This window comes from Gordonia sp. N1V, from assembly GCF_029269935.1.
Classification (GTDB): Bacteria; Actinomycetota; Actinomycetes; order Mycobacteriales; family Mycobacteriaceae; genus Gordonia; species Gordonia polyisoprenivorans.
Genome location: NZ_JARJDD010000012.1, coordinates 116475 through 130364, shown reverse-complemented (window position 1 = coordinate 130364; position 13890 = coordinate 116475). Strand labels below are relative to the sequence as shown.

The 13890-nt window shown below is 67.7% G+C and carries 12 protein-coding genes and 2 riboswitches; of the genes, 8 read left to right on the top strand and 4 right to left on the bottom strand.

Going from position 1 to position 13890, the window contains the following annotated elements:
• Positions 1 to 95: 95 nt before the first annotated feature.
• From ppk2 to P3L18_RS16725, 3 genes are read right to left on the bottom strand one after another with little or no spacing between them, the layout of a single operon-like run.
• Positions 96 to 926 carry a polyphosphate kinase 2 gene (gene ppk2 / locus P3L18_RS16735; protein ID WP_276114706.1) on the bottom strand — a complete coding sequence of 277 codons (831 nt, stop codon included), beginning with the start codon at positions 924 to 926 and terminating at the stop codon, positions 96 to 98.
• Between the two features lie 57 nt (positions 927 to 983).
• Positions 984 to 1976 carry a malate dehydrogenase gene (locus P3L18_RS16730; protein WP_006368081.1) on the bottom strand — a complete coding sequence of 331 codons (993 nt, stop codon included), beginning with the start codon at positions 1974 to 1976 and terminating at the stop codon, positions 984 to 986.
• Positions 1977 to 2026: 50 nt separating this feature from the next.
• Entirely contained in the window at positions 2027 to 2545 is a 519-nt protein-coding gene (locus tag P3L18_RS16725) for an META domain-containing protein (RefSeq protein ID WP_006368080.1), read from the bottom strand.
• A 166-nt stretch (positions 2546 to 2711) separates the two neighbouring features.
• Between P3L18_RS16725 and secA2 the strand changes: the two genes are divergently transcribed.
• The 8 genes from secA2 (at position 2712) to gcvP (ending at position 12633) form a co-directional block, all read left to right on the top strand.
• Positions 2712 to 5246: an accessory Sec system translocase SecA2 gene (gene secA2, locus P3L18_RS16720; RefSeq protein ID WP_276114705.1), complete on the top strand. Its 2535-nt coding sequence runs from the start codon at positions 2712 to 2714 to the stop codon at positions 5244 to 5246.
• On the top strand, positions 5243 to 5887 hold the full coding sequence (locus P3L18_RS16715) for a CDP-alcohol phosphatidyltransferase family protein (protein ID WP_079929852.1): 645 nt from the start codon (positions 5243 to 5245) through the stop codon (positions 5885 to 5887). The genes secA2 and P3L18_RS16715 overlap by 4 nt, the downstream gene beginning before the upstream one ends.
• A gap of 28 nt (positions 5888 to 5915) precedes the next feature.
• Positions 5916 to 6320 (top strand): glycine cleavage system protein GcvH, encoded by a 405-nt coding sequence (gene gcvH, locus P3L18_RS16710; RefSeq protein WP_006368077.1) that lies wholly within the window; start codon positions 5916 to 5918, stop codon positions 6318 to 6320.
• A gap of 322 nt (positions 6321 to 6642) precedes the next feature.
• Positions 6643 to 7092: a glycogen accumulation regulator GarA gene (gene garA, locus P3L18_RS16705; protein WP_035727025.1), complete on the top strand. Its 450-nt coding sequence runs from the start codon at positions 6643 to 6645 to the stop codon at positions 7090 to 7092.
• A 43-nt stretch (positions 7093 to 7135) separates the two neighbouring features.
• Complete coding sequence (locus tag P3L18_RS16700; RefSeq protein WP_006368075.1) at positions 7136 to 7822, top strand: MerR family transcriptional regulator; 687 nt, start codon at positions 7136 to 7138, stop codon at positions 7820 to 7822.
• A gap of 141 nt (positions 7823 to 7963) precedes the next feature.
• Positions 7964 to 8464, top strand: coding sequence for a bifunctional nuclease family protein (locus P3L18_RS16695; RefSeq protein WP_006368074.1), 501 nt, complete (start codon positions 7964 to 7966; stop codon positions 8462 to 8464).
• A 299-nt stretch (positions 8465 to 8763) separates the two neighbouring features.
• Positions 8764 to 9366 (top strand): MerR family transcriptional regulator, encoded by a 603-nt coding sequence (locus P3L18_RS16690; RefSeq protein WP_043457717.1) that lies wholly within the window; start codon positions 8764 to 8766, stop codon positions 9364 to 9366.
• Positions 9367 to 9422: 56 nt separating this feature from the next.
• Positions 9423 to 9538, top strand: a riboswitch (glycine riboswitch).
• A riboswitch (glycine riboswitch) is annotated at positions 9539 to 9671 on the top strand.
• 40 nt (positions 9672 to 9711) lie between these two features.
• Complete coding sequence (gene gcvP / locus P3L18_RS16685; RefSeq protein WP_020171150.1) at positions 9712 to 12633, top strand: aminomethyl-transferring glycine dehydrogenase; 2922 nt, start codon at positions 9712 to 9714, stop codon at positions 12631 to 12633.
• Between the two features lie 34 nt (positions 12634 to 12667).
• Here the strand turns inward: gcvP and P3L18_RS16680 are convergent, their stop codons facing one another.
• A complete protein-coding gene (locus P3L18_RS16680; RefSeq protein WP_079929850.1) occupies positions 12668 to 13858 on the bottom strand; it encodes a hypothetical protein in 1191 nt (396 codons plus the stop codon).
• Between the last annotated feature and the right edge of the window lie 32 nt (positions 13859 to 13890).

Here is a 13890-nt window from a genome sequence, read left to right as displayed (position 1 = left end):
CGTGGGGTGATACTACGCCCCGTCTGCACGGACGCACCGCGTGGGGGAACGTCGGGGTGCGCACGTGCGGGAGATCACCAGGGCGCGCACAGAAATCATTCCGGCGAGCCGAGCAGGGTGGCCACGTGGTCGGGGACGTATTTCGACAACGATCGCGGGGGACGGTGGTAGTTGCCGGTCTCGATGGGATGCTTGGGCAGGTTGACCTTCGGACTCGGGACCTCGTGATACTCGATGGTCGAGAGCAGATGCGAGATCATGTTGAGGCGCGCGTGCTTCTTGATGTCGGATTCGACGACGTACCACGGGCAGATCGAGGTGTCCGTGTGGACCATCATCTCGTCCTTGGCGCGGGAGTAGTCCTCCCACCGGTAGACCGATTCGAGGTCCATCGGGCTCAACTTCCATTGCCGCACAGGGTCGTTCATCCGTGCTCGGAATCTGCGAAGTTGCTCGTCGTCGGAGACCGAGAACCAGTACTTGCGCAACAGGATTCCGTCATCGATGAGCATCTGCTCGAAAATCGGTGTCTGACGCAGGAAACGTGTGTGCTCCTCGGGGGTGCAGAACCCCATCACCTTCTCGACTCCGGCACGGTTGTACCAGGACCGGTCGAACAACACGATCTCACCCGGCGCCGGCAGGTGGGCGACGTAGCGCTGGTAATACCACTGTCCCCGTTCACGATCGGTGGGGGCGGGCAGTGCGGCGACCCGCGCGACCCGCGGACTCAGATATTCGGTCACCCGCTTGATGGTGCCGCCCTTGCCCGCGGCGTCGCGCCCCTCGAAGATGACGACGACCCGAGCGCCGGATTCGCGCACCCACTCCTGCAGTTTCACCAGTTCGGTCTGCAACCGGAACAGCTCCGCCTCGTACACCGAGTTGGAGATCTTGAACTTGTCCGGCTTGCCCTTCTTTGCCATGCGGAAGAGCTTAGGCCGCGCACGGCTCCCATGCGCCCGACACGGCGGAGGTGGTCCTCACGCAGGCGAGAGTTTGGCCACGGCGTCGAGTTCACCCTCGAGTTCGGCGACGGAGGCATCGATCCGGGCTCGGGAGAAGTCGTTGATGTCGAGGCCCTCGACGACTTCCCAGCGACCGCCGACCGCCCGCGCGGGAACCGAGCTGACGAGTCCTTCGCGAATGCCGTACGCGCCGGTCGACGGCATCGCGACCGACGTCCAGTCGTCCCCGGCGGTACCCAGCACCCAGTCGTGGACGTGATCGATGGTCGCGTTGGCCGCCGAGGCGGCCGACGACGCCCCGCGCGCCTCGATGATGGCGGTGCCCCGGGTGGCGACGGTCGGGATGAAATCCTCGACGAGCCAGCGCTCGTCGGCGGCGATCTCGGCGCCGGGGGTGTCGCCGACCCGCGCGTGGAAGATGTCGGGGTATTGGCTTGCCGAGTGGTTGCCCCAGATGGTGACGCGACTGATCCGGCCGACCGGGGTCCCGGTACGCCGGGCGAGCTGGGCGATCGCACGGTTGTGGTCCAGTCGGGTCAGCGCGGTGAATCTCTCGGCGGGGACGTCGGGGGCGTTGGCAGCGGCGATCGCCGCGTTCGTGTTGGCCGGATTGCCGACCACGATCACCCGGATGTCCTGTGCCGCCACATCATTGATGATCCGACCCTGCTCGGCGAAGATAGCCGAATTGGCGGCGAGTAGTTCGGCGCGCTCCATCCCCTTGGTCCGGGGCCGGGCGCCGATGAGAAGCCCGAACCGGGCACCGTCGAACGCTTTGCGGGCGTCGTCGAAGATGTCGATCGACTCCAGCAGCGGAAATGCGCCGTCCTCGAGTTCCATGGCCGTGCCCTCGGCGGCGGTGACCGCGGCAGGCAACTCCAGCAGCCGTAGACGGACCGGGCGATCGTGCCCGAGCATCGCGCCGGCGGCGATGCGGAACAGTGAGGCGTAACCGATACTGCCGGCGGCTCCGGTCACGGTCACGACGGCGGGACTGACATCGGGCATGGTGGGTCCTGTCTGCGAGGGGTTGTCGGTGGTTCGGTGCTGCGCGGTACTCAGGGGTGATCTCGGGCCAGGACGACCACGGTCTCCGGGGTGTCGGCGGTGGCGGGTGCGGTCAACGTCAGGGCAGCGGCGTCGAGGTGCCAGACCAGCGGTTGGCCGGTGAAATGCGCCAGCCAGGCGTCGGCGCCCGCGCGCGGCGGCGGACACGCCATCATCGTCGATGCCAGTGCGCCGACCTGAAGCCTGGTGATCGGTTCGGTGCCGTGTGCGGAACCGGTGTGCAGCGCCGCGCCGCCCATGTGCCGATTGCAGCCGGCGGTCATCGAGATCCGCCCGGCGTCGCCGAAGGCGATCACCAGTGGTCCGCCGCCGGGGATCGCCGCGCCGGACACCGAGACCGAGGTGAACGACGAGCTCGCGGGCAGGGCCTGCGGCACGGATGGGTCGCCCGAGGCCGTATCCGGATCGCGCAGAACGGTGATCGCCACCGCGGCAGCCACGACAGCGAGGATCGCCGACATGGCGACGGTGCCGGAGACGGTGCTGTGTCGTGACCATGGGAAGACCACGAGGGCAACCGTAGTCGACGTGTTCTCCGCCTGCCGTTCTCGGCATCTGGCCGACGGCGATCGGCATGATGGATCCACCGTGCCACGGTGGGCGTCACAGCGGTGGCAGCGGCCGCGTACCGTGGACGGCGATTCGATCCGGGAACAACTGGTAGGAGAACGCTCGGTGGGAAAGCTGACGAACAGCATGTGGCGTTTGCTGGGGGCACAGAGTTCGCGGAACCAGGCCAAGTCGCTGAGCCTGCTCAAGGATGCCAAGGCACACACCGACTGGGCCGCCGACCTCGACGACGCGGACTTCCGCGCCGAGGCGGAAAAGCTCGACATCGGCGCCGATGGGGGAGATCGCGCGAAGTTCCTCGCCCTCGCCCGCGAGGCCGCCGACCGGTCGCTGGGTCTGCGGCCGTTCGATGTCCAGCTGCAGGGTGCGCTGCGCCTGCTCGACGGCGACGTCATCGAGATGGGTACCGGTGAGGGCAAGACGCTCGCAGGCGCTATCGCTGCGGTCGGATATGTCCTGGAAGGCCATCGCGTCCATGTCATCTCGGTGAACGACTACCTCGCGACCCGTGACGCGGAGTGGATGGCTCCGCTGTTCGCGGCCTTCGGCATCACCGTGCATGCGGTGTCGGAGAACTCGAGTCGTGCCGAGCGCAAGCAGGCCTACGACGGCGACGTCACCTATGGCTCGGTGAACGAGATCGGCTTCGACGTGCTGCGCGATCAGCTCGCGATCCATGCCGACGAACTCGTCTCGCCGACCCCCGACGTCGCGATCATCGACGAGGCGGACTCGGTCCTCGTCGACGAGGCGCTCATCCCGCTCGTCCTCGCCGGAACCGCTGATGTCGAGGTACCCGATCAGGCCATCCACGACGTGGTCGCGCGGATGAAGAACAAGCACTACGAGATCGACGTCGAGGGACGCAACGTCTCGCTCACCGACGAGGGTGCGGCCTTCGTCGAGGAGGAACTCGGCGGCATCGACCTCTACGACGAAGAGCACGTCGGCACGACCCTGGTCCACGTCAACGTCGCCATGCACGCCCACCACCTACTCGAGCGCGATGTCCACTACATCGTGCGCGACGGCGGAGTGCACCTGATCAACGCCTCCCGCGGTCGGGTGGCCCAGCTGCAGCGGTGGCCCGACGGCATGCAGGCGGCCGTGGAGATCAAGGAGGGCCTCGCCCAGACCGACTCCGGCGAGGTCATCGACACCATCACCGTGCAGGCATTGATCGGCCGCTACCCGAAGGTGTGCGGCATGACCGGTACCGCGTTGGCCGCCGGTGAGCAGTTCCGACAGTTCTACGACCTTCGGGTCTCGCAGATCCCACCGAACACCCCCAACATCCGCAAGGATCTGCCCGACCGCGTCTACGACACCAAGGCCAACAAGGTGGAGGCGGTCGTCGCCTACGTCAAAGAGGTGCACGAGACCGGTCAGCCGGTCCTCATCGGCACCCACGACGTCGCCGAGTCCGAAGAACTCGCGTACTTCCTGGAGAAGGCCGGCGTGGGATGCGTGGTCCTCAACGCGAAGAACGATGCCGAAGAGGCCAAGATCATCGCCGAGGCGGGCACCAAGGACGCCGTCACGGTGTCGACGCAGATGGCCGGACGCGGCACCGACATCCGATTGGGCGGATCGTCCGACGACGAGACGGCTCGCGAGGAGATCATCGAACTCGGCGGACTGTGCGTGGTCGGCACCGGGCGGCACGACACCGAACGTCTCGACAACCAGCTGCGTGGCCGCGCCGGCCGTCAGGGTGACCCGGGGATGTCGGTCTTCTTCAGCAGCCTCGAGGATCCCGTCGTCACCAAGAATCTCTCGTTCAAGCGTGATCCCGTCGCGCAGTCCGAGGACGGGTCGATGGGATCGAAGGGAATCGACCTCATCGAGCAGGCCCAACGGGTGGCCGAGGGCGTGATGCTCGAATTGCACGCCAACACCTGGCGTTACAACCAGCTGGTGAATCAGCAACGCGAGATCGTGGTCAAACGCCGGATGGAGGTGTTGACCACCGACTCCGCGCTCAAGGAACTCCGTGATCTCGAACCGGAGCGGTACGCCGAACTCACCGGAACCGCCAAGGCAGAGGGTGCGGCCGGGGCGGATGAGAAGGCCGGGGTGGATGAGAAGGCCGGGGTGGATGAGAAGGCGGCGGAGGTCGAGGAGACTGCAGGGGCCGCCACCGAGGACAGCGCGACCGAGGACAGTGCCGCCGCGGACAGTGTCACCGAGGCGAACACGACCGACCAGGCCCACGCGTCCGACGCATCCGACGTGACCGAGGAGAAGTCGCGGTGGATCCCCGTCGAGCCGCTCGCCGACGACGTGCTCGAGCAGGCGGCCCGCGAGATCATGCTCTACCACCTCGATCGCGAATGGGCCGATCACCTGGCCTTCGTCTCCGACGTCCGGGCGAGCATCCACCTGCGTGCGATCGGGCGGGAGAGTCCGCTCGACGAGTTCCACCGGCTCATCCTGGCCGAGTTCTCCGAGCTGCCGACACGGGCGATCGACAAGTCGCGCAAGACCTTCCGCGAGGCGGTGATCACCCCGGACGGGGTGGACCTGGGAGCCGCGGACCTGCACCGGTCGACGATGACGTGGACCTACATGGTTCACGACAACCTGTTCGCGTCCGGCGGCGCCAAGACCCTGCAGGGAATCATCGGTATCTTCCGGTGACCGGATCGGGGGGAGACGACGACGGCCCGGTGACGGCAGCGGCGCCCGGCGTCGACCGCGTCCTCACCGTGCCCAACGCGCTCAGCGTCTTGCGGCTGGTCCTCATCCCGGTCTTCATCTGGCTGGTGATCGTCGAGAAGGCCGACGGGTCGGCGTTCGTCGTGCTGTTCGTCTCCGGGGTCACCGACTGGCTCGACGGGAAACTCGCCCGGCTGCTCGACCAGTCGTCACGACTCGGCGAGCTGCTCGACCCCGCCGCCGATCGCCTCTACATCGTGGTCATCCCGATCTGTTTCGGGCTGCGCGACTTCGTGCCGTGGTGGTTGATCGGCGTCATCATCGCCCGGGACGTGCTGTTGTTCGCGAGCGCACCGCTGCTGCGTTCGCGCGGGCTGGTGGCGCTGCCGGTGCTCTACGTCGGCAAGGCCGCGACCTTCGCCCTGATGAGCGCCTTCCCGTGGCTGCTTGCCGGACAACTTGATTCGGTGATCGGCACCATCTGCTATCCGATCGGATGGGCCTTCCTGATCTGGGGCGTCGGAATGTATCTGTGGTCGTTCGTGCTCTATTGGGCCCAGACGATCATGGTGATGCGCATGATGCCGCGACTCGACCGCGTCTCCTCGGCCGCAGCGGGTTAAAGTCTCGAACGAACAGAAAGGGGGCACAGTGACCGAAACCAACGTGCCGGCCGAGTTGACCTATACGCCCGAGCATGAATGGGTCCGTCGGGTCTCGCCCACGACAGTCCGGATCGGGATCACCGACTTCGCCCAGGAGCAGCTCGGTGACGTCGTCTTCGTGCAGTTGCCCGACGTCGGGTCGGACGTGGAGGCCGGCGAGTCGTTTGCCGAGGTCGAGTCGACCAAGAGTGTCTCCGACATCTTCGGGCCCCTCAACGGGACGATCGCGGCCGTCAACGACGAACTCGAGTCGACGCCGGATCTGGTCAATTCCGAACCCTACGAAGCCGGTTGGCTCGTGGAGATCGCGGTCGAGGAATCCGGCGAACTCGACGCACAACTGGGCGACCTGCTCGACGCCGACGGATACCGGCAGGTCATCGACGGCTGAGCGGCGACACGGCGGCATCGCGTCGGCCTCGCCCCGAGGGACGGCAGCCGGCCCGATCCACCGGATACGCGGTGGCGTAACGCCGAAACGCTCCCCAACGGTCGTGGTCGGCGGATCCGGGCGGCTATGATCAATCGGTGTCTGCCGGGTCTGATGGGTCGGGGTCGGCGCGAAACGGTAGGTTGGATTCGGGCGCCGACAGGTGCGACCGAACCGACGCCCCGTGCGTCGGGTACCCGGTTCCCCGACCCGCTTCGGACGCGGCCGAGCGCCTCGACGGCGCCGCGATCGACAACAGCGCACTTCGGACGACGAAGGAGAGATAGTGAGCGATAACGACAAGGACTTCGAGGCGCCCGTGGAGACCACGTCGGTCTTCCGCGAGGAGTTCATCAACGAACTCGACTCGGCCGGCACCTCGAGTGAGCCCGCCGACACCGGGGTCGAGCGACTCTCACCCGGCACGGCGCTGCTTGTCGTCAAGCGTGGTCCGAACGCCGGATCCCGGTTCCTGCTCGACCAGGCGACCACGTCCGCGGGCCGCCACCCCGACAGCGACATCTTCCTCGACGACGTCACCGTGAGCCGCCGGCACGCCGAGTTCCGGCTGTCCGACGCCGAGTTCCAGGTCGTCGACGTGGGCAGCCTCAACGGCACCTACGTCAACCGCGAACCGGTCGACACCGCGACGCTGAGCAACGGCGACGAGGTCCAGATCGGCAAGTTCCGGCTCGTATTCCTGAGCGGCCCGCGCGACGGTTCCGCTTCCTAGGCACGTGCCGGCCTCCCCAGCAGGGCAGCGCGGCGACGGACCGATGTCCATCGGGTCGGTCCTCGCACTGCTGCGTGAGGACTTTCCCGACGTCACCATCTCCAAGATCCGATTCCTCGAGTCCGAGGGATTGATCAGTCCGGAGCGTGCGCCGTCGGGCTATCGCAGATTCAGCCAGGCGGACTGCGATCGGCTGCGCTTCGTGCTGACCGCGCAGCGTGATCGCTATCTGCCGCTGAAGGTCATCAAGGAGCAACTCGACTCGATCGATCACGGCAACGACGGGTCCACCGGCAACGGCACGCGGTTGCTGTCGTCGGCTCGCTCGGCGGTGGCGCCGGCCACCGACTTCGGTTCGCGCGCAGACCGGGTGTCACGGGAGTCGTTGATCGAACGCACGGGTGTGGACTCGGCGTTCGTGACCGAACTCCAACGCAGTGGCCTGCTGACGCCCGGCCCCGCCGGGTTCTTCGACGAGGACGCGGTGCGATTGGTGGAAGCCGCTGCGGCACTGGCGAGCTACGGCGTCGAGACACGACACCTGCGCGCGTTCAAGGTCTCCGCCGACCGTGAGGCCGGGCTGGTCGCCCAGATCGCCAGCCCGATCGCCAAGGGCAAGGGCACCGGTGCCCGCGATCGCGCCGAGGAGTTGGTGCGCGAGATCGCGGCCCTCTCGGTCACCCTGCACACCCAGCTGGTCAAGGCGGCCGTGCGGGACGTCTTGGACTGACGTCGGCGTTCTGACGCCCGGCCCGATCGTCCGGTCGGACCGACTCGACCTTCGTGCGGCGGCGGTGCGGTGTAGCGTCGAGAAGGACCCATCGGGTCACGAGAGAATCGGTTCCGTCGTCATCGGGTGGAGGTGCATGACATGAGCGAAATGCGCGTGGTCGGTATCCGCGTCGAGCCGCCACAGAGTCAGCCCGTGTTGTTGCTGCGTGAGGTCGACGGCGCACGATATCTGCCGATCTGGATCGGGCAGAGTGAAGCCGCGTCGATCGCGCTGCGGCAGAAGGGGATCGAGCCGCCGAGGCCATTGACCCATGATCTGATCGTGAACCTCATCGAGGAGTTCGGGCAGACCCTCGTCGAGGTACGCATCGTCGACATGCAAGAGGGCACCTTCTACGCCGAGATGGTCTTCGCCAACGACCTCCGGGTATCGGCGCGCCCCTCGGATTCGATCGCGGTCGCCATGCGTGCCGAGGTCCCGATCATCGCCGACGAGGAGGTCCTCGCCGAGGCGGGTCTGCTCATCCCGGACGAGGACACCGACGAGGCGCCGAACGAGAAGGACGACGAGGTCGAGAAGTTCAAGGAGTTCCTCGACAACGTCTCACCCGACGACTTCAAGGCGAGCGGCGGCGCCTGATCCGCGTGAGGCGATCGGTTTCGCCATCGGCGGGAGCGACACATCACGGATCGGCAACCGTCTGGTCTCCGTCTGCCTCCATCTCAAGTAGAGGTTGAGCCTCCTGGCGCGTCGCGTTGATTCGGAGTCGTCGGCAGGCATAGCGTCAGTGCCGGATCGCCGCAGGACATCCGTGGCGAGCAGGACATCGATCGGCGCGCGGGCGCGTACAGTAGACCACCGAGGGTGGCCGACAAAGTGCATGCCCGTCCGACCGGTTCTCAAGGTGTGGCGAGGAGTCTGCAGTGGGCGATCAGCCGATGGACAACGGTGCGAGTGGGGATCGTGGCGCGCCGCGAACGGCGACGCAGGGAAGCCTGGAGGACATCGCTCCCGGCCTGTTCCCCAATGACACGGTGCCCGACGAGCTGATCGGCTACCGCGGCCCGAGCGCCTGCCAGATCGCCGGCATCACCTACCGTCAGCTCGACTACTGGGCACGGACCTCGCTGGTCGTCCCGTCGATTCGCGGTGCCGCCGGGTCCGGCAGTCAACGGCTCTACTCGTTCAAGGACGTCCTGGTCCTCAAGATCGTCAAACGTCTGCTCGACACCGGGATCTCGCTGCAGAACATCCGTGTCGCGGTCGACCATCTGCGTCAGCGGGGGGTCGAGGACCTCGCGCGGATCACCCTGTTCTCGGACGGGACGACGGTCTACGAGTGCACCTCTGCCGAAGAAGTCGTCGACCTGCTCCAGGGTGGTCAGGGCGTCTTCGGGATCGCGGTGAGCGGAGCCATGCGCGAACTCACCGGCACCATCTCCGACTTCCCCGGTGAACGGGCCGACGGCGGCGTCACCGAGACCGCTCCGGAGGACGAGCTCGCGGCACGTCGCAAGAGCCGCACGCGCCGCACCGGATAGCCACCTCGTGGCGCGCTGCACCCGGCGGGTTACCCGACGGTAGACTGGGCGGGCGCCGCTGCATCACGGGAGAGCGTCGCCGTCCACGCCTCGGATACGAGGTCACGCGGTGACCGCCGAAGGAGCAATACCTCTCCGTCAAACTCTCAGGCACCCGGACCGTGATGGACGACGGCGTCTCTGGAAAGTGACGAGCCACTCGTCCGCCCACGGTGAAAGGCCAGACGCGTCGGTGACGCCGCGTACGGCCGAATCTCTCAGGCGCCGGCCGGATCTGCGATCCGCGGCATGACAGAGGGGGAGGACCGAACGATCCGGTGTCCGGATCCCGTGAGAGGTCCCGTCATGACCCGTCTGTCCGAATCCCAGTCGCCCGTGGAATCCCGGTTGCCCGTCCCGCCGGCCTTCGTCGACCGTCACGTGGGCCCCGACAACGCGGAGACCGCGCACATCCTGGCCACCATCGGCGTGTCGGGTCTCGACGAACTCGCCGCGCGCGTGGTGCCCGCGGTGATCGCCGATTCGCCCGACGACAACGGCCTCGACGCCCTTCCTCCGCCGGCCACCGAACACCAGGTGCTTGCCACACTCGCCGAACTCGCCGCCCGCAACACGGTCTGCCGCTCGATGATCGGGCTGGGCTATTACGACACGCTGACCCCGCCGGTGGTCCGCCGCAACGTGCTGGAGAACCCGGCCTGGTACACCGCCTACACGCCCTATCAGCCCGAGATCAGCCAGGGGCGCCTCGAGGCACTGCTCAACTTCCAGACCATGGTCTCCGACCTCACCGGCCTCGAGGTCGCGAATGCGTCGATGCTCGACGAGGCGACCGCGGCGGCGGAGGCGATGACGCTCATGCGCCGGGCGGGCAAGTCGAAGTCGGCGCGGCTGGTCGTCGACGCCGATCTCTACCCGCAGACCCGCGCCGTCATCGAGTCCCGTGCCGAGCCGTTGGGGATCGAGGTCGTCGAGGCGGCACTGCATCCCGAACTCCCCGGGTACGGTCTGCCCGCCGACGACTACTTCGGCGTCGTGCTGCAGGTGCCGGGTGCCTCCGGCCGCATCATCGACGCCGCGCCGATCATCGAGGCCGCTCATGGGGCCGGCGCACTCGTCGCGGTGGGCGCCGACCTGTTGGCCCTGACCCTCATCACCCCGCCCGGTGAGCTGGGCGCCGACGTCGCCTTCGGCACCACCCAGCGGTTCGGTGTGCCGATGGGCTTCGGCGGCCCACACGCGGGATACCTCGCGGTGCGTACCGCCCACACCCGGCAGATGCCCGGACGACTCGTCGGGGTGTCCAAGGACGCCGATGACAACCTCGCCTACCGGCTGTCGCTGCAGACGCGCGAACAACACATCCGCCGCGAGAAGGCAACCAGCAACATCTGCACCGCACAGGTCCTGCTCGCCATCATCGCGGCGATGTATGCCGGCTATCACGGTCCGGAAGGGTTGCGCGCCATCGCGATTCGGGTGCACGAACGGGCCGCGCGGATCGCCGACGCGCTCACCGCCGCCGGCTTCGCCGTCGAGCACGCAACCTTCTTCGACACCGTCGCGGTCCGGATCCCCGGCGGTGCCGACCGGATCGTCGCCACGGCCCGACAGGCCGGAATCGCGCTGTGGCGCGCAGACGCCGACACCGTGCGCATCGCCTGCGACGAGACCACCACCGACGACGACGTACGCGCCGTGCTCGGTGTCTTCGATTCCGCCGGTGTACGCCCGAGGCAGTTCGCACAACCGATCGCGACACGCACGAGTGACTACCTCACGCACCCGGCATTCCACCGCCACCGCACCGAGACGTCGATGCTGCGATACCTACGAGCCCTGTCCGACAAGGACATCGCGCTCGATCGCAGCATGATTCCGCTCGGCTCGTGCACGATGAAGCTCAACGCCACCGCGGAGATGGAACCCATCACCTGGCCGGGCTTCGCCGGACTGCACCCGTTCGCCCCGGCCGAGGACAGTGCGGGCATCCGCGAGCTGATCGCGACCCTGGAATCGTGGCTGGTGGCCATCACCGGCTACGACCGGGTGAGCCTGCAGCCCAACGCGGGTTCACAGGGAGAGTACGCGGGCCTGCTGGCGATCCGCGGCTACCACCACAGCCGCGGCGACACCGACCGCGACGTGTGCCTGATCCCGTCGAGTGCGCATGGCACCAATGCGGCCTCGGCGGTCATGGCCGGGATGCGGGTGGTCGTGGTGGCCTGCCGCACCAACGGTGACGTCGACGTCGAGGATCTGCGTGCCAAGATCGCCGAACACGGCACGCGTCTGGCCGCGATCATGATCACCTATCCCTCCACCCACGGGGTGTTCGAACACGACATCGCCGACATCTGCGCGGCCGTCCACGACGCCGGCGGTCAGGTGTATGTCGACGGCGCGAACCTGAACGCGCTCGTCGGCGTTGCCCGTCCGGGACGCTTCGGCGGCGACGTGAGTCATCTGAACCTGCACAAGACGTTCTGCATCCCGCACGGCGGCGGCGGACCCGGGGTTGGCCCGGTCGCGGTGCGTAGTCATCTCGCGGCATTCCTGCCTGGCCACCCGCTCGCGCCGGAGCTGCCGGACGGTCCGACGATCGCCGCCGCGCCCTACGGATCGGCGTCGATCCTGCCGATCACCTACGCCTACATCGCGATGATGGGGGCGGCCGGTCTACGTCGGGCGACGCTGACTGCCATCGCCTCGGCGAACTACATCGCGCGTCGGCTCGCCGATCACTACCCGGTGCTCTACACCGGCCACGAGGCCGGTGCCGGGGACACCGGTGAGGTCGGCGGCTGGGTGGCCCACGAGGCGATCCTGGATCTGCGTCCGCTGACCAAGGAGACCGGTGTCACCGTCGACGATGTGGCAAAACGATTGGCCGACTACGGCTTCCACGCGCCGACGATGAGTTTCCCGGTGGCCGGGACGCTGATGGTCGAGCCGACCGAGAGCGAGAACCTCGACGAACTCGATGCGTTCTGCGACGCGATGATCGCAATCCGCGCCGAGATCGACGCCGTGGCCGCGGGCACGTGGCCCGCAGAGGACAACCCGCTACGCGGAGCGCCGCATACCGCCGAGTGCCTCGTCGGCGAGTGGGACCATCCGTACTCCCGGGAGGTGGCCGTGTACCCGCAGGGCCTGCCGTCCGCGGGCGCGCGAGCCAAGGTGTGGCCGGCGGTGCGGCGCATCGACGGGGCCTTCGGCGACCGCAACCTCGTGTGCAGTTGCCCGCCGGTGGCGGCGTTCGCCTAGTGATACCGGTGGCTGAGGACAACCCGGGCGGCCGTCAGCCCGCGTTGGTGCCGTACACGAGCTTGTTGATCGTGACGATGGCCTGATCCTCCGGATTGGGCATCGGATCGTCGGTCATCGGGAAGGCGACCGTCGCGGTCTTCGGCGGTAGCGGGGCGTCGCCGCGGAAGCCGAGGCCGGTCAGCGCCCGCAGGTGTTCGGGTTTCTCGGCGTAGCCGAGGAATTCGGAGATCGCGGCGCCGGCGAACTGCGGTACCTGATCACCCTTGAGGTGCAGGACGGGGAAGTCGGCGATCGGGGTCGGCCCGTCGGGGATCACCTCGGCGAGCCGGGCCTTGGCGTCGTCCTTGGTCAGCTGATACAGCCGCTGTTCGGTGATCGGCACGGCATGAATGGGTGCACTCGCCGGGTCCGTGGCCGTGGCAATCGCAGTCGCCGCTCCCGCCGGCGAGCCGTCGGGGGACCGCGGAGCGGTCCGGGTGAGTGCGTCGATGCTCGAGGACACCCGCGTCGAGGCGGCGTCGGCAGCGGTCAGGGTGCCGACACTGTGGGTCACCCGCATCGCCACCGCCTGCGCGGCGAGGACACTCGGATCCGATTGGCCCTCACGCGGCATCGACATGCGCAACGACCCCCAGCCGCGCAGCCCGAGGTCGTCGAGACTGTCGTCGCGACTCTGCAGCGTCGGGAGCTGTCCCCAGTCGAGTTGGCCGGTGAGCTTGGCCCCGAGTTCCGGAGCGGTCACGAGCACCACCGGCGAGGTGACCAGCGAATCGGGATCGCCGTCCACGAGATCGGGTTTGGCGGTCGTGAGCTGGGCGGCCCACACCGACGACTGTGGTACCCACGCGGCTGGATACGGACCCATCGATGCGGTGTCCCAGCTGCCGGTCAGACCGTCGAGAGTGATCTTGGCGTCGCGGGCGGCGACCGCGATGCGGACACAGTGGTCGCGTACCACCGGATTGGTCGCCGAATAGGCCTGCGCGATGGCCTCGAGTCCCGGCGCGATGTCGGGGTCGGCGAGGACGGTTACCGTGGCCGGGCCGTCGACGCATTGTGCGGCCGCGGCGTCGGCCTCGCGGTCGACGTGATCACCGATGCGGAACCACACCACCACACACGCGGCGATCAGGATCGCCGACAGCAGAACCATGACCAGGCCGCGGCTCACCCCGCGATGCCGCAACCTGTTCTTGTCATCGTCGACGCGATGGTGTGCCACCCGTTGGTCCTCCGTTGTCCGACCGGCCCGGG

Bases quoted from the DNA above. Each gene is read 5' to 3' on its own strand.
- P3L18_RS16695 (WP_006368074.1), top strand. From the start codon at position 7,964: ATGAGCGAAATGCGCGTGGTCGGTATCCGCGTCGAGCCGCCACAGAGT.
- P3L18_RS16700 (WP_006368075.1), top strand. From the start codon at position 7,136: ATGTCCATCGGGTCGGTCCTCGCACTGCTGCGTGAGGACTTTCCCGAC.
- P3L18_RS16730 (WP_006368081.1), bottom strand. From the start codon at position 1,976: ATGCCCGATGTCAGTCCCGCCGTCGTGACCGTGACCGGAGCCGCCGGC.
- P3L18_RS16690 (WP_043457717.1), top strand. From the start codon at position 8,764: ATGGACAACGGTGCGAGTGGGGATCGTGGCGCGCCGCGAACGGCGACG.
- ppk2 (WP_276114706.1), bottom strand. From the start codon at position 926: ATGGCAAAGAAGGGCAAGCCGGACAAGTTCAAGATCTCCAACTCGGTG.
- gcvP (WP_020171150.1), top strand. From the start codon at position 9,712: ATGACCCGTCTGTCCGAATCCCAGTCGCCCGTGGAATCCCGGTTGCCC.